We start from the raw sequence: 23,610 nt of genomic DNA on the forward strand, positions 1-23,610 counted from the left end.
CGGAGACGTGGGCCCCGGCTCTGCAGCGCACCGCTGAAGTAGCGCTGCTCTGCGTCCGGGGCACGAGACCGAAACTAGCTCCGCCTCACTTCTGCGGCAGGTTCACCTTCACATGCAGCTCGCGGAGCTGCTTGGTGGTGGCGTCCGACGGTGCGCCCATCAGGAGGTCCATGGCCTGCTGGTTCATCGGGAACAGCGAGATCTCGCGCAGATTGTTGGTGCCACAGAGCAGCATCACGATACGGTCGACGCCGGCGGCCATGCCGCCATGCGGCGGCGCGCCGTACTGGAAGGCGCGGTACATGCCGCCGAAGCGGTCGACCACTTCCTGCTCGCCGTAACCTGCGATCTCGAACGCCTTCACCATCGCTTCCGGCACGTGGTTGCGGATGCCGCCCGAGGCGATCTCGTAGCCGTTGCAGGTGATGTCGTACTGGAACGCCTTGATGGTCAGCGGGTCCTGGCCCTTCAACGCATCGAGACCACCCTGCGGCATCGAGAACGGGTTGTGCGAGAAGTCGACCTTCTTGTCGTCCTCGTTATACTCGTACATCGGGAAGTCGACGATCCAGGCGAGCTCGAACCGCTCCTTGTCGGTGAGGTTCAATTCCTCGCCGACCTTGTTGCGGGCGAGACCTGAAAACTTCCAGAACTTGTCGGGATCGCCCGCGACGAAGAAGGCGGCATCGCCTTCCTTCAAGCCAAGTTGGTCGCGGAGCGCAGCAGCGATCTGAGGTCCGACATTATTGGCGATCGGCCCACGGCCAATAGGATATCCCTGCTCGACGGGGAGCTGCTTATTAGTGCCGTCAGCTCCGACTTGAATCAGCGTGTCCGGTAAGCTCCACATGATGTAACCGAGGCCGGGCTGGCCCTCGCCCTGCGCCCAGGAGTTCATGCGATCGCAGAAGGCGCGGCTGCCGCCGCCCGGGGCCGGGATCGCCCAGACCTGGTTCTTCGGATCTTCGAGCATGCGCGCGAACACCTTGAAGCCGGAGCCGCGGAAATGCTCGGAGACGTCCTGCATCTCGATGGGGTTGCGCAGGTCCGGCTTGTCGCTGCCATATTTGCGCAGCGCCTCGGCGAACGGAATCCGCCGCCAGCCCTTGGTGACCGGCTTGCCCTTGGCGAACTCCTCGAACACGCCGGTGATGACGGGCTCCATCGCCGCGAACACGTCTTCCTGAGTCACAAAACTCATCTCGACGTCGAGCTGGTAGAACTCGCCCGGCAGACGATCGGCGCGCGGGTCCTCGTCGCGGAAGCAGGGCGCGATCTGGAAGTAGCGATCGAAGCCCGACATCATCAGCAGCTGCTTGTACTGCTGCGGCGCCTGCGGCAGCGCGTAGAACTTGCCGGGATGGATGCGTGACGGCACCAGGAAGTCGCGCGCGCCTTCCGGCGAGGACGCGGTCAGGATCGGCGTATTGAACTCGAAGAAGCCCTGCCCCTCCATGCGCCGGCGCATCGACTTGATGATCTCGACGCGCGTCATGATGTTCTGGTGCAGCTTCTCGCGGCGCAGGTCGAGGAAGCGGTACTTGAGGCGGATGTCTTCGGGATATTCCTGATCGCCGAACACCGGCAGCGGCAGGTCGCCGGCAGGTCCGAGCACCTCGATCTCGCTGACATAGACCTCGACATTGCCGGTCGGCAGGTCGTCATTGTCGGTGCCTTCGGGGCGGCGGCGGACCTTGCCGTCCATCTTGACCACGAATTCCGAGCGCAGCTTTTCGGCCTGCGCAAACGCCGGCGAGTCCGGGTCGACCACGCACTGGGTCAGTCCGTAATGGTCGCGCAAATCGATGAACAGCACGCCGCCATGGTCGCGCACGCGATGGACCCAGCCCGAGAGGCGAATGGTCTCGCCGATGTTGCTCTCGCGGAGCGCGCCGCATGTATGTGACCGGTAGCGATGCATGGTCGTCCCAAAATCAATGTCGGAGGATACGAATCGGACGGCCTGAAACGACCGGTCCGAGGTTGCGGCAGGGTTTACCCGACGAGGCCGGGGGCGGCAACCAAAGGAACGGGCTGTTTTGGGGCTGGAGGCGGCCATTTTTGGCCAATCCAGGCCCGAGCCTTTGCCGATCGGCGTTCGAGGCCTATCTTGAGGCCATGACAGTCCATTTCCCCTTCCAGAACTCCTATTCGGCGCTGCCGGACAGCTTCTTTGCCCGCGTCGCGCCGACCCCCGTGGCTGCGCCCCGGCTGATCAAGCTGAACCGGCCCCTGGCGGTCCAGCTCGGGCTCGATCCTGATCTGCTGGAGACGCCCGAGGGCGCCGAAATCCTGGCCGGAAAGACGGTTCCCCCTGGGGCCGACCCCATCGCCATGGCCTATGCCGGCCATCAGTTCGGGCATTTCGTGCCCCAGCTCGGCGACGGCCGCGCGATCCTGCTCGGCGAGGTCATCGACAAGGACGGCATCCGCCGCGACATCCAACTCAAGGGCTCGGGCCCCACCCCGTTTTCCCGCCGCGGCGATGGCCGCGCCGCGCTCGGACCAGTGCTGCGCGAATACATCGTCAGCGAGGCCATGTACGCGCTCGGTATTCCGACCACGCGTTCGCTGGCGGCCGTCATCACCGGCGAGCCCGTGATCCGCGAGACCGTGCTGCCCGGCGCGGTGCTGACGCGCGTGGCCTCGAGCCACATCCGGGTCGGCACCTTCCAGTTCTTCGCCGTCCGCCGCGACACCGATGCGATCCGCCGGCTCGCCGACCATGTCATTGTCAGGCACTATCCGGATCTGTTCCAAGCCGAGCGGCCCTATCACGCCCTGCTCGCCGGCGTCGTGGCGCGCCAGGCCGAACTCATCGCGCGCTGGCTGCTGGTCGGCTTCATCCACGGCGTGATGAACACCGACAACTCCTCCATCTCCGGCGAGACCATCGATTATGGCCCGTGCGCCTTCATGGACGCCTACAATCCTGCGCAGGTGTTTTCGTCGATCGACGAGATGGGCCGCTACGCCTATGCCAACCAGCCGCGCATCGGCTTGTGGAATCTGACGCGGCTCGCCGAATGCCTGCTGCCGCTGTTCTCCGACGACCAGGAGAAGGCGGTCGCGGAAGCCCAGGACATTCTCGGCGCCTTCTCGGAGACGTTCAGCGCCGCCTATCAGGCCGGCCTGCGCAAGAAGGTCGGCCTGTTTAGGGAGCACGACGGCGACGAGGCGCTGATCCAGGACCTGCTCGACGCCATGGCCAAGAACCAGGCCGACTTCACGCTGACGTTCCGCAAGCTCGGCGACGCCGCCGGCGATGACGGCACCGACGTCCGCGCGCAGTTCATGGAGCCCGCGGCCTTCGACGAGTGGGCCGGACGCTGGCGCGCCCGCATCGCGCTGGAGCCGCAGACCGCGGCCGAGCGGCAAGCCGCCATGCACGCCGTCAATCCAATCTTCATCCCGCGCAACCATCGCGTCGAGGCCGTGATCCAGGCTGCAGTGAATGACGACGATTACGCGCCGTTCGAGGAGCTGGTGAAGGTGCTGGCGAAGCCGTATCAGGATCAGCCGGAATTTGCCGCCTACGCCGATCCGCCGCTACCGGACCAGCGGGTGCTGCAGACGTTCTGCGGGACGTGACGACGGCCGCCGGCGCGCCGCTACCTCTAATTGGCTCAACGGTGGATTGCGCTTTCAGCTGATCCATCGCGCGCGTGCTCATGCTGTGGACGCGTCCCGACCTCGGGAACCGCTGTCATCAAACTGAAACACACGCGCTCTAACGGCCTGTCAGGGCCGTCTTGCCGGAGGCGCCCATCCTCCAACGATCCTGACAAGCGCCATGCCCTTCAAGTTCATCCACATCACCGACACGCATCTCGCGAACCCCGGGCTGAAGCTCTATGGCCTCGACCCGCGCGCGCGGCTGGATGCGGCGATCGCCGACATCAACGCGCACCAGTCGGACGCCGCCTTCGCGGTCGTGACCGGCGACCTCACCCATTGGGGCGAGGCTGAATCCTACGCCAATTTCGCCGATGCGATGGCGGCGCTGAAAATGCCGTACATCGCCATGGTCGGCAATCACGACAAGCGCGTCACCTGCCTCGACACCCTGAAGGCCGCGCCGCGCGACCCCAACGGTTTCGTGCAGGGCACGCGCACCACCGAGCACGGGCTGTTCGTGTTCCTGGATACGCTGGACGAGACTAGCCACGCCGGCGAGATGTGCGCCAGGCGCTTCGATTGGCTGGCGAAGACGCTGGGCGCAGCACCCGCCGATCAGCAGTTTGTCGTGTTCATGCATCATCCGCCCTTCCCGGTCGGCGTGCACGCGATGGACGAGATCGCGCTGAAGCAGAGCGCCGAATTCGCCGAGGTGATCTCGCCCTATCGCGCGCGGATCCGCCACCTCTTCTTCGGCCATGTGCACCGTCCGATCTTCGGCAGCTACGGCAAGATCCCGTTCTCGACGCTGCGCGGCACCAACCACCAGGTCTGGTTCGAGCTCGACGCCAACGTCACCGACCATCTGGCGAGCCACGAGCCACCGGCCTACGGCGTCGTGCTGATCGACGACCAAAACCTCGTCGTGCACAGCCACGACTTCCTCGACACCAGTCTGCGCTTTCCCTTCGAGCCCCCTGCGGGAATGGACGGCCGCGACTATGCGCTCAATTTCCCGGCGCGGTGACATGAGCCTCGCTGAGCCCGCGGCTCTTCCGGTCGCGGCTGCGGCGCCGCCGCGCCTGCATATCGCGACGCGGTTTTCAGCACGCCTCAAAGCCTCGCTGCCGGCCTATCTGCTGCTGCTGCCCTCGCTGATCTTCCTCGCGCTGTTCACCTACGGCGCGATGGGGCGCGTGCTGATCGATGCGCTCTATCAGCGCGCCACGCCGAAGGCGCCGCTGCGCTTCGTCGGCCTCGACAACATCGCCGCGGTGCTGGCGGACCCCGCCTTCACCGGCGCCGTCGTCAACAACCTCATCTACGCCGTCGGCACCGCGGTCCCGAGCATCGGGCTGGCGCTGCTGTTCGCGCTGGCGCTGGCGCGCACCAACGCCGTCACCAGCGCGCTGCGGGCTGCGCTGTTCCTGCCGGTGCTGATCCCGATGGTCGCGGCCTCGGCGCTGTTTCTCTTCATCTTCCTGCCCAATGTCGGCCTGCTCGACTACTACATCGGACGGCTGCTGCCGGTGCTGCCGAACTGGCTCGGCGATCCCGACATCGCGCTTTATGCGATCATGATCATCACGATCTGGAAGAACGCCGGCTATTACATGCTGTTCTTCCTCGCCGGCCTCCAGGCCGTGCCCGAAGACGTCATGGAAGCCGCGTATCTCGACGGCGCAGGTCCGTATCATAGGCTGCGCCACATCATCCTGCCGGAGCTCAAGCCGACCTTCCTGTTCGTCACCGTGATCGCCACACTCAACGCGGTGACGCAGGTCGACCATGTCTTCGTCATGACCAAGGGCGGACCGTCGAACGCCACCAACCTCGTGCTGTTCTACATCTACCAGCAGGCGGTCGAGCACTACGACATCGGCATGGCTTCAGCGGCAACGCTGCTGACCCTTGCCGCCCTCATGGTCCTCACCGCGCTGTCGTTCCGCACCATGGCGAACCGCGAGGGCGGCGCATGAAGCTGATCGACAAGCTCTACAAGGACGCCCCGCTCGCGACGCGGAACGAGATCACGCCAAAACTCGGCTTCCTGCTGACGATCCTGCTCGCGCTCGCCTGGCTGATCCCGTTCCTCTGGATGGGCGTGGCGACGCTGCGTCCGGCCTCCGACGGCATCAACCTGATGGCCGAGCTGATGCCGAGCCTGAAGCCGACGCTCGACAACATCAAGGATGCCTGGGAGATCGGCGACTTCCCGCGCTACTTCCTCAACACCACGATCATCTGCACCGGCATCCTGCTGGTGCAGTTCGTCACCATCACGCTCGCGGGCTTCGCGTTCGCGCGGCTCGACTTCGCCGGCAAGACGGTGATCTTCTACCTGTTCCTGATGCAGCTGATGCTGGTGCCGGTGCTGCTGATCGTGCCGAATTTGCGGCTCGTCGCCCAGCTCGGCCTCTACGACACGCTCGCGGGCGTGATGATGCCGTTCTTCGCCTCGGCCTTCGGCACCTTCCTGATGCGCCAGGCGTTCGAGGCGATTCCGACCGAACTGGAAGACGCAGCCCTGATCGACGGCGCCAGCCTGATCCAGCGCATCCGTCACATCTACATCCCGCTGTCGATCCCGAGCTTCTCGGCGTTCGCGATCATCTCCGTCACCAGCCACTGGAACGACTTCCTGTGGCCGCTGATGGTGATCAATTCGCCGGACAAGCGGCCGCTCACGGTTGGCCTCTCCGTCTTCACCGCGACCGCGGAAGGCACGCAGGCCTGGGGCACCATCGCCGCGGGCACACTGATGGTGATCGCGCCGCTGCTCATCACCTTCCTGATCTTCCAGAAGCGTTTCATCAGCTCTTTCGTCACCTCAGGCATCAAATAGGAGATTTGTCGATGCTGTTCTCCCGCAGGCTCATGCTCGGCCTTGCCATGGCAGGCTCTATGGCAGGCGCCCTCGCCGTCCCGGCGCTGGCCGGTGAAGGTCCGACCGAGATCGATCTGTTCTTCCCCGTTCCCGTCGACGGCAAGCTCGCCCGCGACATGGGCACGCTGATCAAGGAGTTCAACGAGACCCATCCCGAGGTCAAGGCGACCGCGGTCTACACCGGCTCCTATGACGACACGCTGATCAAGACGCGCGCCTCGATCAAGGCCGGCAAGCCGCCGGCCGCCGTGATCATGTCGGCGAACTTCCTGCTCGACATGCAGATCGAGAACGAACTCACCAATCTCGACAGCCTGATCGCCGCCGACGGCAGCACCAAGGACAAGTTCCTGGGCCAATTCTTCCCGGCGCTGCAAGGCAATGCGGTGATCGATCGCTCGGTCTACGGCGTGCCCTTCCACAATTCGACGCCGCTGCTCTACATCAATGCCGACAAGGCGAAGGAAGCCGGCCTCGATCCGAGCAAGCCGCCGCAGACCTGGGCCGAGCTCACCGACTGGGCCAAGAAGCTCACCAAGCGCGAGGGCGACAAGGTGACCCAATGGGGCATCGCGATCCCCTGCGCCTACGACTATTGCGGCTGGATGATGGAAACGCTCACCATGACCAATGGCGGGCGCTACTACAACGAGGAGTTCGGCGGCGAGGTCTACTACGATACGCCCTCGATGCTCGGCGCACTGACCTGGTGGAACGACCTCGTCAGCAAGCACAAGGTCCACCCGCCCGGCGCGACGCCCGGCCCTGCCGTCAGCACCTCCTTCATCTCCGGCAACGCCGCGATGATGATGCTGTCGACGGGCTCGCTGACCTATGTGCGCGAGAACGCCAAGTTCAACTACAAGGTCGCCTTCATCCCGCGCAACGTGCGCAACGCCGTGCCGATCGGCGGCGCTTCGCTGATCATTCCGGCCGGCGTCGAAGCCGACAAGCAGAAGGCCGCCTGGACGCTGATCAAGTGGATGACCTCGCCCGAGAAGAGCGCCTGGTGGAGCCGTGCGACGGGCTATTTCGCCCCCAACATGGCCGCCTACAAGACGCCTGACATGGTCGAGTTCCTGAACAAAAACCCGGACGCCAAGACCGCCGTCGAGCAGCTCGACGTCGCAAAGCCCTGGTTTGCGACCTACAAGACCGTGCCGGTGCGCAAGAACCTCGAGGACGAGGTGATGCTGGTCCTCAACGGCAAGAAGCAGCCGAAGGAGGCGCTCGTCGCCGCCCAGAAGGCCGCGGACGAGACGCTGAAGCCGTACAATGCCGAGACGTCGCTGAAGCTGCCGTAAGGCCTCCTGCAACGATAAACGAACATCGGCGCTCCGTCATGCGGGGCGCCGAATTCGTTTCCCCGGGTGTGCTCTTGTTCAGATCGTCACGACGATCTTGCCGAATTGCTCGTTCGACTCCAGGAAACGATGCGCCGCGACGATGTCCTCGAGCGGGAACGTTCGGGCGATGATCGGATTCAACGTGCCGTCCGCCAGCCCATCGAGGATGAAAGCCTTGGCCTGCGCAAGCCGCGCGGAATCGCGGGTGATCTCATGCACGAGGTAGCCGCGCAGGACCAGGCTCTTGGTCAGCACGTTGAAGAGCGGGAACGGCGTCGGCTCCGGGCTCAACCCGCCGTATTCGATCAAAATGCCGCCCGGCGACATCGCCGCGGTCAGCGGCTCGAACGCGCGCCCGCCGACCGCATCGAGCACCACACGGACGCCGTTTGGTCCGGCGATGTCCTCCAGCCGAGCGCCGATGTCCTCTTCGTCCGACGCAATAACGTGGGCAGCGCCGGCGTCGCGCAAGGCCTGCCGCTTGGTTGAGGTCCGCGTCAGGGCGACCGGAACGGCACCGACCCGGTTGGCGATCTGGACGGCCGCGAGCCCAACGCTGCTCGATGCCGCCGTGATGGCGACGACGTCCCCTCGCCCGAGGCCTGCGATATCGACCAGCGCGCCGTAAGCCGTGAGATATTGCATCCACACCGCCGCCGCCGTCTCGAAGCTCAGCCCTGGCGGATTCGTCACGACGAGTTGCGCTGGAAACGTCGCGAGCTCGGCATACGCCGGCCATCGCACCATCGACAGCGGCGGCACGATGCTGACGGCATCGCCCGGCGCGAAGCCGGAAACATCCTCGCCGACAGCCTCGACGAGGCCTGCCGCCTCCAGCCCAAGGCCGGACGGGAACGTCGCAGGCTCGATATAGGTCCCCCGCCGCAACAGGGCTTCCGCGCGGTTGAGGCCAAGCGCCTTGACCCGGATCTGCACCTCGCCCCGTGCCGGCGGCGCGACGTCGACGGACTCGATGCGCAGCACCTCGGGGCCGCCATGCCGGTGGAAACGAACGACGCGGACCATTGGATTCACTCCGAAACAATTGAACTGAATGGAGCTATGCCGCGCCCGCTGAAGCGGATAAATCGCAGAAACAAGCGAACAGTCGAAACCCGGAGTTTTCAATCATGGATCGCCTGACCAGCATGGCCGTATTCGTCAAGGCCGTCGATCTCGGCTCGTTCGCGGCCGCGGCCGACGCCTTCGAGATGTCCGGGCCGATGGTCGGCAAGCATGTGCGCTTCCTTGAAGAGCGCCTGAGCGTCCGCCTCCTCAACCGCACCACGCGCCGCCAGAGCCTGACTGACGCAGGGCAAGCCTATTACGAGCGCTGTCGTGCCGTCCTCATCGAGGCCGAGGCCGCCGACGCCGTCGTCGCCGACGAACAATCGGAGCCGCGCGGAAAACTGCGCGTGACCATGCCTGCCCTGCTGGGACGGCACTGCATCGCCCCCTTGCTGATGAAGCTCGCGCGAAAATATCCGCAGCTCGAGCTCGACCTCTCGTTCGGGGATCCGATCGCCGACATCATCGAGGCCGGTTATGACCTCGCGATCCGGACCGGCGATCTCGACGACCAGTCCGGCCTGATCACACGGCGCATCGCAAGCCAGCGCATGGTGGTGTGCGGCGCGAGGTCGTATTTGCGCGCCAACGGCAAGCCGAAGAAGATCGACGATCTCGCGGCACATCAGGCGATCATCTATCGCCGCTCCGGACGCGTCCGGCCGTGGCTATTTCCGCAAGCAGGCCAGCCGCCACGCGAGATCATGCCGGCCGGCCGGCTGCGTCTCGATGATCTCGAGGCCATCGCCGACGCCGCCGCGCAGGGCATGGGCCTGGCCTGGCTGCCCTCCTGGCTGGTCCGCGAGCGCCTCGACACCGGCACGCTGATCGGCCTCTTCAACGGACAGGACGAATTCCTCTACGACTGCCACGCGCTGTGGCCGCGCTCGCCCCGCATGCCGCCGAAGATCCGGGCCGCCGTGGATATCCTGGCTGCAGCCCTGCCGAAGCTCATGACGTGACCCACGGGCCCGCCCCCATTAACCCCCGTCCACCATCCGGCCCGCCCCGCCGCCGGTAACCATTTGAATTAACAGGGCGTCAACGCACCGCCGACAAATCTAACGGTGTTTCTGGAGATTTCCGCCGTGGATCTGCTGGTTTTCGAGTTCCTGGGATTGGCGCTGGTTGGCATGTGCCTGATCGTGGTGGCGCTGCCCTGCGCCCGCAAATCCTCGCACCGGATCCGCTACGAGTAGGAATTTTGACGGAAAAGAGCGCTTTCGGTCCGAATGCAAGGCTCGAATTCGCTTAGAGCCCCTTGACATCACAGCGCTTTCGGCAGAACGGCTGATGGCAAGTGTCATGGGCCGTTCATGGATTTGATTACCACCACCGCTGACCTCGCGGCTGCCTGCAGCCGGCTGGCCAAGCACCCCGTCATTACCGTCGATACCGAGTTCCTGCGCGAAACCACCTACTACCCGCTGTTGTGCGTGGTGCAGATGGCCAGCGCCGAGGAAGCGATCGTCATCGACACCCTGGCCGAGGGCATCGACCTCAAGCCGTTCTTCGAGCTGATGGCCAACGAGAGCGTGCTGAAGGTGTTCCACGCCGCGCGCCAGGACATCGAGATCATCTGGCACCAGGCCAACATCATCCCGCATCCGGTGTTCGACACCCAGGTCGCGGCCATGGTGCTCGGCTATGGCGACAGCATCGCCTATGACGCCCTGGTCGAGAAGGTCACCGGCCACCGGCCGGACAAGACCCACCGCTTCACCGACTGGTCGCGCCGGCCGCTGACCAAGGAGCAGATGCATTACGCGGTCTCCGACGTCACGCATCTGCGCGATGTGTTCGCAGCACTGGACGCCGATCTGAAGAAGCGCCGCCGCAGCGAATGGGTCTCCATCGAGATGGAGATCCTGACCTCACCCAAGACCTACGACTTCCACCCCGAGCGCGCCTGGGAACGGCTGAAGACGCGGGTTCGCAAGCCGAAGGACCTAGCCGTGCTGATGGAGGTCGCCGCCTGGCGCGAGCAGGAAGCCCAGAGCCGCGACGTGCCGCGCGGCCGCGTGCTGCGTGACGAGGCCATCAGCGACATCGCCACCCACGCGCCGAACACGCTGGAGAAGCTCGCCCATCTGCGCTCGGTGCCGAAGGGCTTTGAGAAGTCCAAATGGGGCGCGGACATCGTCGCCGCGGTCGAGCGCGGGCTGGCGCGGGATTTCTCGACGCTGCCGAAGCTGGAGAAGCCGCGCAACAACAATAATGGCGCGGCGACCGTCGAGCTGTTGAAGGTGCTGCTGCGCATGACCGCGGAGCGTCATGCGGTCGCGAGCAAGGTGATCGCGACCGTCGACGATCTCGAGGAGATCGCAGCCGACGACGAGGCCGACGTGCCGGCGCTCCGCGGCTGGCGCCGCGAGCTGTTCGGCGACAACGCGCTGAAGCTGAAGCGCGGCGAGCTGGCGCTTGCGATCGAGAAGGGTCGCGTGATCGGGGTTCAGCGGGCTTAGGCGGTTAAACCGTCATCCTGAGGTGCGCGCCATGCGCAGCATGGCGAGCCTCGAAGGATGCACGCCCCGCTGCGGCCAGTCGGGCCGTCGCCCTTCGAGGCTCGCCGAAGAGGCGAGCACCTCAGGGTGACGGGGACAGGCTGACTGACGAGCCCTACGCCTGCGGCAGCTTGGCCACTTCCGGCTTCATGTCATCCAGCACGCCAGTGATCGCCGCGATCAGCTCGTCGATCTGGGCCTTGGTGACGATCAGCGGCGGGCAGATGGCAATGGCGTCGAGCATGTTGCGCGAGATCACGCCGCGCTCCTGGAGCATGCGGCTCGCCATGCCGCCGACGGCGCCGGGCGTCGCGGCTGCGGTCTTGCGGCCCTTGTCGAGCACGAGCTCGAGCGCTGCGATCATGCCGACGCCGCGGACCTCGCCGACCAGCGGATGGCTGGTGAGCTCGCGCAGCTTGGCCTGCATGTAACCGCCGAGCTCGGCGGCGTGCGCGACCAGGCCGCGCTCCTCGATGATCTTGAGGTTTTCCAGCGCGATCGCCGAGCCGACCGGATGGCCGCCGGCGGTGAAACCGTGGCCGAGCACGCCGATCTTGTTGCTCTCATCTGCGATCGGCTCGAACATGCGGTCGTTCATGATGATCGCCGACAGCGGGAAGTAGCTGGAGGTGATCTGCTTGGAAACCACCATCGCGTCGGGCTTGATGCCGTAGGTCTCGCAGCCGAACATCTTGCCGGTGCGGCCGAAGCCGCAGATCACTTCGTCGGCGATCAGCAGGATGTCGTACTTCTTCAGCACCGCCTGGATCTTGTCCCAATAGGTCGCCGGCGGCACGACGACGCCGCCCGCCCCCATCACCGGCTCGCCGAAGAAGGCCGCGATCGTGTCGGGTCCCTCCTTCTGGATCAGCGCGTCGAGCTCCTCGGCCCGGCGCGTCGCAAAGGCTTCCTCGCTCTCGCCGGGCGCGCCGTCCTTGTAGAAATGCGGCGAGCCCGTATGCAGGATGTTCGGCAGCGGCAGGTCGAACGAACGGTGGTTGTTGGGCAGGCCCGTGAGGCTCGCCGACGCAATGGTGACGCCGTGATAGGCGCGCATGCGGCTGATGATCTTCTTGCGCTGGGGCTGGCCGAGCGCGTTCGAACGATAGGCGATCAGCTTGAGAACGGTGTCGTTCGCCTCCGAGCCGGAATTGGTGAAGAACACCTTGCTCATCGGCACCGGCGCGAGCGCGACCAGCTTCTCGGCGAGGTCGATCGAGGGCCCGTGCGATTTGGCCGAGAAGGTGTGATAGAACGGCAGCGCCTGCATCTGCTTGTGCGCGGCCTCGACCAGGCGCTTCTCGTTGAAGCCGAGCCCGACGCTCCAGAGGCCCGCCATCGCCTCGAAATAGCGCTTGCCCGACGCATCGAACACGTACGGCCCCTCGCCGCGCTCGATCACCAGCGGGCCTGCCTGCTGATGGGCCCGCGCGTTGGTGTAGGCGTGGAGCTGGTAGGCCACATCGCGGGCTTCTTGCGAATTGGGCAGGATGGACATTTGCAGGGATCCCTTAAGTCATGACGTCGCCGCTGCGGCCAACGCCATCGCTCGATTGTGAGATTACTTGGCTATTGCGACGACGCAAAACTTGCAACGCCAATTCGTCGGCAGCAAGCGCTCAGCAGCGATGCACAAAGCCGCACTCGAGACAGCGCTCAGGTCGCGCTGTCGTCATGTCCCTCTTGGTCGGCTGCGGCTTCCTTCACCTCGACCAGCGCCATCGAGAGCAGATAAACGGTCGTGGACAGGCCGATCCGGCGCGCCGCCTCGACGGCACGCGACAGATCGCTCGCCAGCTCCTTGAGTTCGTCCTCCCGAGACAATGTCCCACCCATCCATCCGCCGATCGCGTCTCTCTCAGACTGCGACGGCGCCGCTGGTTCTGATCAGTTCGGCGCTGGACTGGAGTGTAGCAAAGTTGGCGATGACATTCACCACCGACTGCTTGTAGGCGGCCGCCTCGGTTGTTCCCGGGTGCCGGCAGGCGACGGCATCGACGACCACTTGGTAGCGGTGGCTGCGGTGAAATCCCTCGACGGCGGTGGCCAGGATGGTTTCGTCGAGGGAAAAGCCCGTTACCACGCAGCCGACATTGCGGATGCTCGACATGTAATCGGCGAAACGCGACGAGCTGTAGGCCGACGGCAAGGGGTGCTCGAACGTCATCTCGCCCGGACGCGGCCTCGTTTCCGCGATCCAATCGGTCAGTCTGGATGACGGATTGAACCAGGCCGCCTGCGCGATGCGCTTCAAATGCATCACCGGCCAGAGGTTGCTGCGCCACAGCGTCAGCAGTTCCAGGCAGCGCAACGTTGTGGCGTCGCCGTCGAGAATGACGTGGCGGCGCCCGGGGGTCAGATATTCGACCTGGAGATCCGCGCAAACCAGGATCAACGGATCGTCGTGGACGGAGACCGGCATGGTTTTGCGCAGAGCTGCACCAGTTTCAGCGGTCGGCGAGCGCGAGGTCCCGCAGCGGCGACGTCACTGCCCGCCCCGCCGATGCGTCGAGCACGCCCGGCCGGTCCCAGTCGCCCTCCGGGCGGATGATGACGTAGGGATCGCTGTCCAGCGTGATGGCGTCCGGCCCCGGCTCGATCTCCAGCAGCATTTCCGTGTAGGAGAAATCCGAGAAGGTGATCTTGCGATTGTGGCCCAGCGGCTTGGCGCCGAAATGAGCCCAGAAATCGACCAGCCGATCCTGTGCCTGACCGTAGATCTTGCGGAACCCCTTGCGCTTCACATAGTCGACGCTGGCCTGCACCAGCTTGAACGAGATGCGCGAGCGCCGATATTGGTGACGCACCGCAAGCCGCTCGACCTTGGCGAAGTCGCCGAAGAAGCGCACCCGCAAACAACCCGCCGGCTCGTTGCCGATGTAGCCGATGAAATGAGCGGCAACCATGTCGTTGCCGTCGAACTCCTCATCGAACGGACAATCCTGCTCGGCGAGATAGACCGCGGAGCGAATGGCCGTGACCAGCATGAGGTCGCTCGGATCGCGCGCAAGGCGAACTGTGATCGCGCGGGAGTCAGGCTTGGCGAGGGGAATCCTAGTGCCGTGCATCTGAAAAACTCCTTGATTGGATGACCGCGCCCGGCATGAGCATCGGCTGCCGATGCCAGGGCCGCTCGTAACACCAGAGGTCGCGCTGGAAGCTCGAAATGGGCGTAAAGCCCGTAGCCTTCATGATTTCACGTCCGGCCACGGTTGACGGCTGCGCATAGCAGTCCGCGCCGCGAAACCTTATCTGCCGAAGATGCGCCGAGGCCTTGCCGAGACCGGCGATGCCGCGGCCGGTGGCCGCGATCGCCCAGATGTAGATCGCCGAAACATCCTCTTTCGCGGAAGCGAGGTAGTGCGTCTCGGGCGCGGTCAGACAGATATCGTCGAGCAGCAAGGCATCATGCCCGCGGTCATTGAGGAACAGGAAGGCCATGCCGCCGAGCAGATGGCCGTTCCGACTGAAGGTCAGGATGCTCTCGGGATCCCAGGCGAAATATGTCTCAAGCTCCATCGTCCCGATCTGCACGCCGGGCACCAGGCGGTGCGCCATTTCCGAAAGCGCTGCGATTTCTCCGAATTGCGCGCACCGGACATCCACCTCGGGGCTCAGCGGCAAGGCATCGAAATCATGCCTTGCGGCAAACGAGCCCCTTTCCATACTCATGTCGTCCCTCTATCGTTCAGGGGTTTTGTACGCCGCTATGGGGGGAAGCTTAGCGGCTGGAGATCAGGAGTATGCAGCAACAATTGCACCGGGGCGCTGCATTGATGCAGCACCATGAAGAAGCGCTAAATGCGTCCTGGGACGATTTGAAACTCTTTTTAGCTTGCGCGAAATTTAAAAGTTTCCGGAATGCAGCCGAAGAGCTCGGGCTGACCTCCACCACATTGATGCGCCGCATCGACCGGCTCGAAGAGAGCATCGGCTGCAAGCTCTTCCTGCGCGACCAGAGCGGGCTCACGCTCAGCGACGAAGGCACCTCGATGATCGCCGACGTCGCGCATATGGAGCGTCACGCCTTCAACGTCTTCCGCCGCGCCTCGCGGTCCTCGAACGACACCTCCGGCACGGTGCGCGTCGCAGTGACGGAAGGCCCCGGCAATTTCTGGATCCTGCCGCGACTGATCGATTTCCAGAAGACCTACCGCAAGATCACCGTCGACCTGCGTTGTGCGATGGAACAAGCCGACGTCGCGCGGCTGGAGTCGGACATCGCGATCCAGCTCGAGCCGCCAACCAATCCCGACCTGATCGTCGCCAAGCTCGGCCGGCTGCACATCTATCCCTTCGTCTCGCGGGACTATGCCGACCTCTACGGCGTGCCGGCGACGCTGGCCGAATTGTCGAGCCACCGCATCATCAAGCAGAGCGCGCCGCAGGTCGACGACGGCGCCTATGCCCGCGTGCTCGGGTTGAAATCGCTGGAAGGAATCGTCGGGATCAAGACCAACTCGTCGGTCGGCGCGCTCTACGCGGTCGAGCGCGGCGCCGGCATCGGCTTCCTGCCGACGGTGTCGATCGCGCTCGGTGCGCCGCTCGTCGCCGTCGACCTCGGCGTCAGCCACCATGCCGACCTCTGGCTGACCTATCACAAGGAGTTCCGCGCCTCCGAGCGGCACAAGATCGTGGTCGACTGGCTGAAGAAGATCTTCGATCCCAAGACCCACCCCTGCTTCCGCGACGAATTCATCCATCCGAACGCGCTGGTGCCGATGATGACGGCCGCGCGCGAAGGCTTTGGATTGTCCGGATACGTTGCCGCGACGCCGAAGTAAGCGCAGATCGTCGTTTTGCGCGTCACCACCGATATTCGAAGCCGACCGTGCCCTGATGCGATGTCAGCTCGTTGCGGAACTTGCCGTCGTAATTGACGTAGAGCCGCGCGGTGTTGGTCAGGCTGAGTGACGCGGAGGCGCCGGCGTCCATGCCGTATCGGCTTTCGCCGATGCCGGGGACGACGATGTTCTGGGTACCGAGGCTGACCTGGACCGAGCCCAGATCCTGGTAGAAATTGTCGACGAACTTGCCGTAGGCCGAGAGGTCCAGGATCTTCTGGTCGAAGATGAAGTAGCGCCCGATCTCGGCGCCGATCATGACGCGCGCACGCGCCAGCGCGCTCGAGCCGACGTTGAGCGGATCGAGTCCGCCCGCCTCCTGGAACGCCGCGCCGGTGGCCCGCACATATTCGAGCGCGCCCTTGGGAACGACGCGCATCTGGTCCTTGGTCCAGTAATAGCTGATCTCGGTCAGTGCCCCGTCGACCGCGGCGCGATAGCCCGCCGTGGCGAAGCCGAAGCCGGTGTCCCGGTTGGAGTGGACCTTGCCGAAACCGTGCACCAACGCAAAGGCCCAGGTCCACGGTCCCTTGTCGACAGAGCCGTTGAAGCCGATCTGGGTCAGGTCGAGCGTCGCCGACTGCAGCGCCAGCGGCACGTCGATATCGGTATGACTCTGGTCGACGGAGAAGCCGAGATTGACGCCCGGTGCGACCCGCGCACCGAAACCGGCGACGCCGCCGAACGTCTTACGCTTGTCGCCGACGAAATCGCCCTGCGGATCGGTCCGAAGCGAAATGCCGTAGCCCTCGTACCAGGTGCGGTAACGCGGATCCTCCGTGCTCGCCGAGGCTCCGCCGCCGCCGGGGTTGGTGCGGAAGGCGCGATTGACGCCGCCGGAGGCCTGGTTGCCGAGCCGCTCCAGGAAGTTCGAGCCGAGATTGAGCGCACTGTTGCCGGCCGACTGGTCGTAATTGGTCGCGGTCGGGACCGGCACCGGGGTCGGTGATGCCGTGGGCGTGGGGGTCGGCGTGGGCGTCGGACTTTGCGCCAGCACGGGCGTCACAGCCGACAGCATCACGACGAGCGCGAACGCCATAGCGATTGCCGTCACGATCCGGCGGACGCGGTCCAGCCCAATCATCTGCCGTGTCCCGGTAAGCTGCGAGGCGCAGCGCATGACGAAGAATCCCAAAGCAAAGTGGCGGCCCGCAAAAATACAATACGAACCGTGAGCGGGTGCGGCGATTTGTGCCGAACTGCCACGAGGGGTCAACCGGTTGGCACGCTATCGCAGGGGCGATTGCCCACGATTGTGGTTCCGGCGCCACAGGTCGCAAATTGCAGCGGGACATCTCCGGTGTGGTCTTGAAATTCGCGCGCGACTTGCTAGCGCGCGAATTTCGTGTTGGAATACTGCACACAATCGGAATTGGCCGCTCGGCTGTGCGTTTCGCGACAATGAGACTCGAACAGACTTCCGGAAGCCCGTTTGTGACGTGGCACGCGAAAAGCGGCCGCGTCTTTTTAGTATCTAGCGGAGGAGACTAACGATGCCACAAAAGGGCACCGTCAAATGGTTCAACCCGACCAAGGGTTATGGGTTCATCAAGCCGAACGGCAGCGATAAGGACGTGTTTGTCCACATCTCGGCCGTCGAGCGCGCCGGACTCTCGACCCTGAATGAGAATCAGGTGGTTGAATACGACCTCGTGGAGAACCGCGGCAAGTCGTCCGCGGAGAACCTCAAGGTCTCCTGATTTCTCTCAAAGCGATGCGCGAGAGATCATGACGATGCCCCCGGCTCTGCCGGGGGATTTTGTTTGGGGACGTCGAAAACGCGACCGCGATTCAGTGCGCCACCGGCGCAACCAGAAAATTCTCCGACGCTGAACTGCCCGCGGTCCTGCAGACATCGCCCTCGATCTTGACCTTGCCGGTCGCGAGCAGGCTCAGCGCAGCCGGATAGATGCGATGCTCGATTTCGAGGATGCGCTCCGACAGCGTCTCCGCCGTGTCGTGATCGCTCACGGGCACCGCGCCCTGCATCACGATCGGCCCCGCATCGGTCTCGGGGATGACGAAATGCACCGTCGCCCCGGACAGTTTGACGCCGGCGCGCAAGGCCTGGCCATGCGGGTCGAGGCCGGGGAAGGACGGCAACAGCGAGGGATGGATGTTGAGCATCCGTCCGTACCAGGTTCTGGCGAATTCGGCGGTGAACAGGCGCATGAAGCCGCCGAGGCAAATCAGCTCGATCCCGTGCTGGTCGAGGGCGGCCTGCAGCAACGCCTCGAAGCCGGCGCGGTCCTTGCCGAACGGCTTGCTCTCGATCACCAGCGTTTTCACGCCGGCCGCCTTGGCCCGTTCGAGCCCGAGCGCACCGGCCTTGTTCGAGATGACGAGCGATATCTCCGCCGGGAAATCCGCAGCAGAAGCGGCCTTGATCAGCGCGGACATGTTGGAACCGCGGCCGGAAATCAGGATGGCGACGCGGCGCTTCATCACAGCGCCAGATCGAGATGGCCGTTATAGACGACGCGATGCTCGCCCTCGGCCGGGATCACGGTGCCGAGCTGCGCCACGGTCTCGCCCGCGTCGGTGAAGACCCGCACGACCTCGTCGACCTTGTCGGGCTCGACGATCGCGATCATGCCGATGCCGCAGTTGAAGGTCCTGAGCATTTCGAGCTCGGCGATGCCGGCTTGCGCCGCCAGCCATTTGAACACCGGCAGCACCGGCAGGCGCGCCAGATCGATGCCGACGCCAAGATGTGCGGGCAGCACGCGCGGAATGTTGTCGGTGAAGCCGCCACCGGTGATGTGGGCGAGGCCCTTCACCGCGCCAGTCTCGCGGATCGCGCGCAGGCAGGATTTGACGTAGAGCCGCGTCGGCGTCAGCAGCGCGCCGCCGAGCGTCATGACCGGCGCGAACGGCGCCTGCGCCTCGAAGCCGAGGCCGGACTGTTCCACGATCTTGCGTACCAGCGAGAAGCCGTTGGAGTGCACGCCCGACGAAGCGAGACCGATCACGGCGTCGCCCGCGGCAATGTCCTTGCGCGGCAGCAGCGTGCCCCGCTCGGCAGCGCCGACGGCAAAGCCGCCGAGGTCATAGTCACCGTCCTTGTAGAGCCCGGGCATTTCGGCGGTCTCGCCGCCGATCAGAGCGCAGCCGGATTCGCGGCAGCCCTCGGCGACGCCAGCGACGATCGAGGCGGTGGCCTCGGGGTCGAGCTTGCCGCAGGCGAAATAGTCCAGGAAGAACAGCGGCTCGGCGCCCTGCACCACGAGGTCGTTGACGCTCATGGCGACGAGGTCGATGCCGATCCCGCCATGCAGGCCGGTCTCGATCGCGATCTTGACCTTGGTGCCGACACCGTCGGTGGCCGCGACCAGGACAGGATCCTTGAAACCGGCCGCCTTGAGGTCGAACAGGCCGCCGAATCCGCCGATCTCGGCGTCGGCGCCGGGCCGTGCGGTGGCGCGCACCATCGGCTTGATCAGGTCGACCAGGCGGTTGCCCGCGTCGATATCGACGCCTGAATCGGCGTATGTGAGGCCGTTTTTGCGGTCGGTCATGCCCGATTTCCAGTGGGTTTGCGGCTGGTTACGTCGAATTCCGGGGACGCGCAATGGCAAGCGTGGCGCCCCGCCCTATACTATGTAGAGATATCAACCGGTTCAGCCTCTTTGGAGGCCGGATTCGAGGTCAGACCGGGTGCCGGGAAGCGCCGCGTGAGTATTCCGAACATCATTACCCTGGGCCGCATCATGCTGGTCCCGATCATCGTCTGGGCCATCGTGTCGAGCCAAATGGAGGTGGCATTCGCCGTCTTCCTGGTCGCCGGCATCAGCGATGCCGTGGACGGCTTCCTGGCCAAGCGCTTCAACATGACCAGCGAGCTCGGCGCCCTGCTCGACCCGCTGGCCGACAAGGCGCTGCTGGTGTCGATCTACCTCGCGCTCGGCATCTGGGGCGACATTCCGCGCTGGATCGTGATCCTGGTGGTGTCGCGCGACATCATGATCGTCACCGCCGTGATCGTGTCCTGGCTGTTCGACAAGCCGGTCGAGATGAAGCCGTCGATGGTCTCCAAGCTCAACACCGCGGCCCAGGTGGCCTATGCGGCGCTGGTGCTGGCCTCGCTCGCCTTCGGCTTCAGGCCGGCACCGTATGATATAGTCCTGATGGGCTTCGTTACGGTGTTCACGCTGTCCTCCGTGTCGCTCTATCTCGTCGAGTGGTTGCGGCACATGAGCACGATCGAGGCCAAATGAGCCGGGACGCGGCCGCCCTGCAAAAGGCCAAAACCCGATCGAATAGGTCGAATCTCTTCAGACAAAGCCGGCGCGCCGGCACGGAGCAAAGCAAGCGTGGCAGGCCGCGTTCATCCCCGACAATTGGCGTTTTCGCTTCCCCATGCGGAGAGCCTCAGCCGGGACAATTTTCTCGAGGGCCCTGCCAACGCCGCCGGTCTCGCGCTGATCGACGGCTGGCCGGAATGGCCGAACCGGATCATGTGGCTCGCCGGCCCCGAAGGCTCGGGCAAGAGCCACCTCGCCGCGATCTGGGCCGAGGAGGCCGGCGCGCGCTCGACCACGGCCAATGCGCTGACCGCGGCCAGCGTCCCCGGCGCGCTCGCGACCGGCGCGCTGGTGGTCGAGGATCTCAAGGCCGGCGATCTCGACGAACGCGCCCTCTTCCATCTGATGAACCTCGCTCGCGAGGACGGCGCCTATGTGCTCTTCACCGGCCGTGAGGTGCCGGCGGCGATCGAGGTCGAGCTCCGCGACCTCCGCTCCCGGCTGCGGACGATTCCGGTGATTTCGCTGGCGCCGCCGGACGACCAGCTGTTCCGCGGCCTGATCGTCAAGTTCTGCGCCGACCGTCAGCTCTCTGTCGACGAAAGCGTGGTGAGCTACCTCGCGACCCGGCTGGAGCGGTCGTCGGCCGCCGCCCGGCGCGCCGTGGAATTGCTGGACGGCGAGGCGCTGCGGCTCGGCCGCCCCGTCACCCGGGCGCTCGCCGCCGAGCTGCTCCGGGACGCCTGACGGCCAGCCCCTGTCCCCTTGGCCCGCTTGACGCGGCGCGGCCGCGGAACATCAATGTCATCGAAACGTCATCGCACTAACACATGCTCCGGCCGGTTTTGCGCATAAGTCGCAAATTGGGGCGAACTGGATGGACCGACTTCTCATGGATTCCGCGCAAACTGTTGAAATAAAAGAGAAACCTACGGAAGCCGAGGGCCTGCCGGCGATCGCCTCGAGCCCTGAGCGATTCATCAACCGCGAACTCTCCTGGCTGCATTTCAACCGCCGTGTCCTGGAAGAATCGGTCAACGCCAGCCATCCCGTGCTGGAGCGGGTACGATTCCTGTCGATTTCCGCAAATAACCTCGACGAGTTCTTCATGGTCCGCGTCGCCGGCATCAAGGCGCAGGTGCGCGAGGGCATCGCCGAGCGCGCCCCCGACGGCCTGACGCCGTCCGAGCAGCTTGCGCTGATCAACCGAACCGTCTCGCAGCTCGCCTCCGACCAGCAGGCGATCTGGGCCGATTTGCGCGGCACGCTCGCCGGCGTCGGCATCGTGCTGGTCGATGGCAAGGACGTCAGCAAGGCGGAGCGGACCTGGCTCGAGGACTATTTCCTCAACAACGTGTTCCCGCTGCTGACGCCGCTGGCGATCGACCCAGCCCACCCCTTCCCGTTCATCCCGAGCCTCGGCTTCACCATCGCGCTGCAGCTCACGCGCGCCATCGACGGCAAGCAGATGAACGCGCTGATCCGCATGCCCGGCAAGATCGACCGCTTCATCCGTCTGCCGGGCGACGGCAAGGAGAGCAAGGTCGTACGCCTGATCTCGCTGGAGCAGGTGACCGGCCTTTTCATCAATCGCCTGTTCCCCGGCTACAATCTCCACGGCCAGGGCGCCTTCCGCATCATCCGCGACTCCGAGCTCGAAATCGAGGAAGAGGCCGAAGACCTCGTCCGCCTGTTCGAGACCGCGCTGAAGCGCCGCCGCCGCGGATCGGTGATCAGGCTCGAGATCGACGCCAAGATGCCGGAGCAGTTGCGCAGCTTCGTGCAGCACGCGCTCTCGGCGGCCGACGACGAGGTGTTCCTGGTCGACGGCGTGCTCGCCATGAACGAGCTTTCGCAACTGACAAGGCTCGACCGGCCCGACCTCGAATTCACCCCTTACGTGCCGCGCCATCCCGAGCGCGTGCGTGAGCATGGCGGCGACATCTTTGCCGCGATCCGGCAGAAGGACCTCGTGGTCCATCACCCCTACGAATCCTTCGACGTGGTGGTGCAGTTCCTGCAACAGGCCGCGCGCGATCCCGACGTCGTCGCGATCAAGCAGACGCTCTACCGCACCTCCAACAACTCTCCGATCGTGCGCGCGCTGGCCGAAGCGGCCGAGGCCGGCAAATCCGTCACCGCGCTGATCGAATTGAAGGCGCGCTTCGACGAAGAGGCCAACATCCGCTGGGCGCGCGACCTGGAACGCGCCGGCGTGCAGGTGGTCTACGGCTTCCTCGAATTGAAGACGCACGCAAAGCTTTCCATGGTGGTGCGCCGCGAGGGCGGCAGCCTCACCACTTACGTCCATACCGGCACCGGCAATTATCACCCGGTCACCGCGCGTATTTATACGGACCTCTCCTACTTCACGTCGGAACCGACCATCGGCCGCGACGCCGCGCGCGTGTTCAACTTCATCACGGGCTACGCTGCGCCGAGCGATCTGGAGAAGATGGCGGTGTCGCCGCTGACGCTGCGCAAGCGCATCATCGAGCACATCCAGGGCGAGACCGAGCACGCACGTCACGGCAAGCCCGGCGCGGTCTGGATGAAGATGAATGCGCTGGTCGACCCCGATATCATCGACGCGCTCTATGAGGCCTCACAGGCCGGCGTGCAGGTCGAGCTCGTGGTGCGCGGGATCTGCTGCCTGCGGCCCGGCATTCCCGGCCTTTCGGAGAACATCCGCGTCAAGTCGATCATCGGACGGTTCCTGGAACATGGTCGAATCTACTGCTTCGGCATGGGCCAGGGCCTGCCGAGCGCGAAAGCGGCTGTGTATATCTCGTCGGCCGATATGATGCCGCGCAACCTCGACCGCCGCGTCGAGGTGCTGTGTCCGCTGCAAAATCCCACGGTGCATCAGCAGGTTCTCGAACAGATCATGGTCGCGAATCTGAAGGACAATGAGCAGAGCTGGCAATTGTTGCCGGACGGGTCCTCAACGCGTATGAAGGCCGCGAAGGGCGAGGAGCCCTTCAACGTGCACAACTACTTCATGACAAATCCGAGTCTGTCTGGCCGTGGAAAGTCGCTCAAGGAATCCTCGCCGCGCCGTCTCACGCGCCGAAACGAACGCCATCAGTCCTGACCGGA

General features: G+C 64.8%; 22 protein-coding genes. 12 read left to right on the forward strand and 10 right to left on the reverse strand.

The window, feature by feature from the left end; translation table 11 throughout:
- Nucleotides 1-85: 85 nt before the first annotated feature.
- On the reverse strand, nt 86-1,921 hold the full coding sequence (aspS, locus tag QA645_RS24435) for an aspartate--tRNA ligase (RefSeq protein ID WP_283044230.1): 1,836 nt from the start codon (nt 1,919-1,921) through the stop codon (nt 86-88).
- Between the two features lie 197 nt (nt 1,922-2,118).
- Here aspS and QA645_RS24440 point away from each other — a divergent pair, with 197 nt between their 5' ends.
- The 5 genes from QA645_RS24440 (at nt 2,119) to QA645_RS24460 (ending at nt 7,809) form a co-directional block, all read left to right on the forward strand.
- The gene (locus tag QA645_RS24440) at nt 2,119-3,591 is read left to right on the forward strand and encodes a protein adenylyltransferase SelO (RefSeq protein ID WP_283044231.1); all 1,473 of its coding nucleotides are present in this window, start codon (nt 2,119-2,121) and stop codon (nt 3,589-3,591) included.
- Nucleotides 3,592-3,793: 202 nt separating this feature from the next.
- Nucleotides 3,794-4,645 carry a phosphodiesterase gene (locus QA645_RS24445; protein ID WP_283044232.1) on the forward strand — a complete coding sequence of 284 codons (852 nt, stop codon included), beginning with the start codon at nt 3,794-3,796 and terminating at the stop codon, nt 4,643-4,645.
- A 1-nt stretch (nt 4,646) separates the two neighbouring features.
- Nucleotides 4,647-5,597, forward strand: coding sequence for a sugar ABC transporter permease (locus tag QA645_RS24450; protein WP_283044233.1), 951 nt, complete (start codon nt 4,647-4,649; stop codon nt 5,595-5,597).
- Nucleotides 5,594-6,463 carry a carbohydrate ABC transporter permease gene (locus QA645_RS24455; protein WP_283044234.1) on the forward strand — a complete coding sequence of 290 codons (870 nt, stop codon included), beginning with the start codon at nt 5,594-5,596 and terminating at the stop codon, nt 6,461-6,463. The genes QA645_RS24450 and QA645_RS24455 overlap by 4 nt, the downstream gene beginning before the upstream one ends.
- 11 nt (nt 6,464-6,474) lie before the next feature.
- Nucleotides 6,475-7,809 carry an ABC transporter substrate-binding protein gene (locus tag QA645_RS24460; RefSeq protein ID WP_283044235.1) on the forward strand — a complete coding sequence of 445 codons (1,335 nt, stop codon included), beginning with the start codon at nt 6,475-6,477 and terminating at the stop codon, nt 7,807-7,809.
- Nucleotides 7,810-7,887: 78 nt separating this feature from the next.
- On the opposite strand, the gene QA645_RS24465 is transcribed toward QA645_RS24460, so the two are convergent.
- A complete protein-coding gene (locus QA645_RS24465) occupies nt 7,888-8,877 on the reverse strand; it encodes a zinc-dependent alcohol dehydrogenase family protein (RefSeq protein WP_283044236.1) in 990 nt (329 codons plus the stop codon).
- 104 nt (nt 8,878-8,981) lie between these two features.
- On the opposite strand from QA645_RS24465, the gene QA645_RS24470 reads away from it, so the two are divergent.
- On the forward strand, nt 8,982-9,881 hold the full coding sequence (locus QA645_RS24470; protein ID WP_283044237.1) for a LysR family transcriptional regulator: 900 nt from the start codon (nt 8,982-8,984) through the stop codon (nt 9,879-9,881).
- A 354-nt stretch (nt 9,882-10,235) separates the two neighbouring features.
- The gene (rnd, locus tag QA645_RS24475) at nt 10,236-11,384 is read left to right on the forward strand and encodes a ribonuclease D (RefSeq protein WP_254193377.1); all 1,149 of its coding nucleotides are present in this window, start codon (nt 10,236-10,238) and stop codon (nt 11,382-11,384) included.
- 154 nt (nt 11,385-11,538) lie between these two features.
- Here rnd and QA645_RS24480 read toward each other — a convergent pair whose 3' ends face one another.
- The 5 genes from QA645_RS24480 to QA645_RS24500 form a co-directional block, all read right to left on the reverse strand.
- Entirely contained in the window at nt 11,539-12,921 is a 1,383-nt protein-coding gene (locus tag QA645_RS24480; RefSeq protein WP_254193376.1) for an aspartate aminotransferase family protein, read from the reverse strand.
- 158 nt (nt 12,922-13,079) lie between these two features.
- Nucleotides 13,080-13,247: a hypothetical protein gene (locus QA645_RS24485; protein WP_283044238.1), complete on the reverse strand. Its 168-nt coding sequence runs from the start codon at nt 13,245-13,247 to the stop codon at nt 13,080-13,082.
- A gap of 34 nt (nt 13,248-13,281) precedes the next feature.
- Entirely contained in the window at nt 13,282-13,845 is a 564-nt protein-coding gene (locus QA645_RS24490) for an isochorismatase family protein (RefSeq protein ID WP_283044239.1), read from the reverse strand.
- Between the two features lie 25 nt (nt 13,846-13,870).
- Nucleotides 13,871-14,491: a GNAT family N-acetyltransferase gene (locus QA645_RS24495; RefSeq protein WP_254131028.1), complete on the reverse strand. Its 621-nt coding sequence runs from the start codon at nt 14,489-14,491 to the stop codon at nt 13,871-13,873.
- Entirely contained in the window at nt 14,478-15,095 is a 618-nt protein-coding gene (locus tag QA645_RS24500; protein WP_254131027.1) for a hypothetical protein, read from the reverse strand. Before QA645_RS24500 ends, QA645_RS24495 begins: the two co-directional genes overlap by 14 nt.
- Nucleotides 15,096-15,166: 71 nt before the next feature.
- On the opposite strand from QA645_RS24500, the gene QA645_RS24505 reads away from it, so the two are divergent.
- Nucleotides 15,167-16,207 carry a LysR family transcriptional regulator gene (locus QA645_RS24505; protein ID WP_254131026.1) on the forward strand — a complete coding sequence of 347 codons (1,041 nt, stop codon included), beginning with the start codon at nt 15,167-15,169 and terminating at the stop codon, nt 16,205-16,207.
- 22 nt (nt 16,208-16,229) lie between these two features.
- Here QA645_RS24505 and QA645_RS24510 read toward each other — a convergent pair whose 3' ends face one another.
- Nucleotides 16,230-17,387, reverse strand: a complete 1,158-nt coding sequence (locus QA645_RS24510) for an autotransporter outer membrane beta-barrel domain-containing protein (RefSeq protein ID WP_283044240.1) — start codon at nt 17,385-17,387, stop codon at nt 16,230-16,232.
- Nucleotides 17,388-17,760: 373 nt separating this feature from the next.
- On the opposite strand from QA645_RS24510, the gene QA645_RS24515 reads away from it, so the two are divergent.
- Entirely contained in the window at nt 17,761-17,967 is a 207-nt protein-coding gene (locus QA645_RS24515) for a cold-shock protein (RefSeq protein ID WP_008129967.1), read from the forward strand.
- 91 nt (nt 17,968-18,058) lie between these two features.
- On the opposite strand, the gene purN is transcribed toward QA645_RS24515, so the two are convergent.
- Both purN and purM read right to left on the reverse strand, forming a co-directional pair.
- On the reverse strand, nt 18,059-18,712 hold the full coding sequence (gene purN, locus QA645_RS24520) for a phosphoribosylglycinamide formyltransferase (protein WP_283044241.1): 654 nt from the start codon (nt 18,710-18,712) through the stop codon (nt 18,059-18,061).
- Complete coding sequence (gene purM / locus QA645_RS24525) at nt 18,712-19,785, reverse strand: phosphoribosylformylglycinamidine cyclo-ligase (protein ID WP_283044242.1); 1,074 nt, start codon at nt 19,783-19,785, stop codon at nt 18,712-18,714. Before purM ends, purN begins: the two co-directional genes overlap by 1 nt.
- A 156-nt stretch (nt 19,786-19,941) precedes the next feature.
- Between purM and QA645_RS24530 the strand changes: the two genes are divergently transcribed.
- The 3 genes from QA645_RS24530 (at nt 19,942) to QA645_RS24540 (ending at nt 23,605) form a co-directional block, all read left to right on the forward strand.
- The gene (locus tag QA645_RS24530) at nt 19,942-20,484 is read left to right on the forward strand and encodes a CDP-alcohol phosphatidyltransferase family protein (protein ID WP_254131022.1); all 543 of its coding nucleotides are present in this window, start codon (nt 19,942-19,944) and stop codon (nt 20,482-20,484) included.
- Nucleotides 20,485-20,580: 96 nt separating this feature from the next.
- Nucleotides 20,581-21,258, forward strand: a complete 678-nt coding sequence (locus QA645_RS24535) for a DnaA/Hda family protein (protein ID WP_283044243.1) — start codon at nt 20,581-20,583, stop codon at nt 21,256-21,258.
- A gap of 145 nt (nt 21,259-21,403) precedes the next feature.
- Nucleotides 21,404-23,605, forward strand: a complete 2,202-nt coding sequence (locus QA645_RS24540; RefSeq protein WP_283053311.1) for an RNA degradosome polyphosphate kinase — start codon at nt 21,404-21,406, stop codon at nt 23,603-23,605.
- The last annotated feature ends 5 nt before the right edge of the window (nt 23,606-23,610 follow it).

This window comes from Bradyrhizobium sp. CIAT3101, from assembly GCF_029714945.1.
Taxonomy (GTDB): Bacteria; Pseudomonadota; Alphaproteobacteria; order Rhizobiales; family Xanthobacteraceae; genus Bradyrhizobium.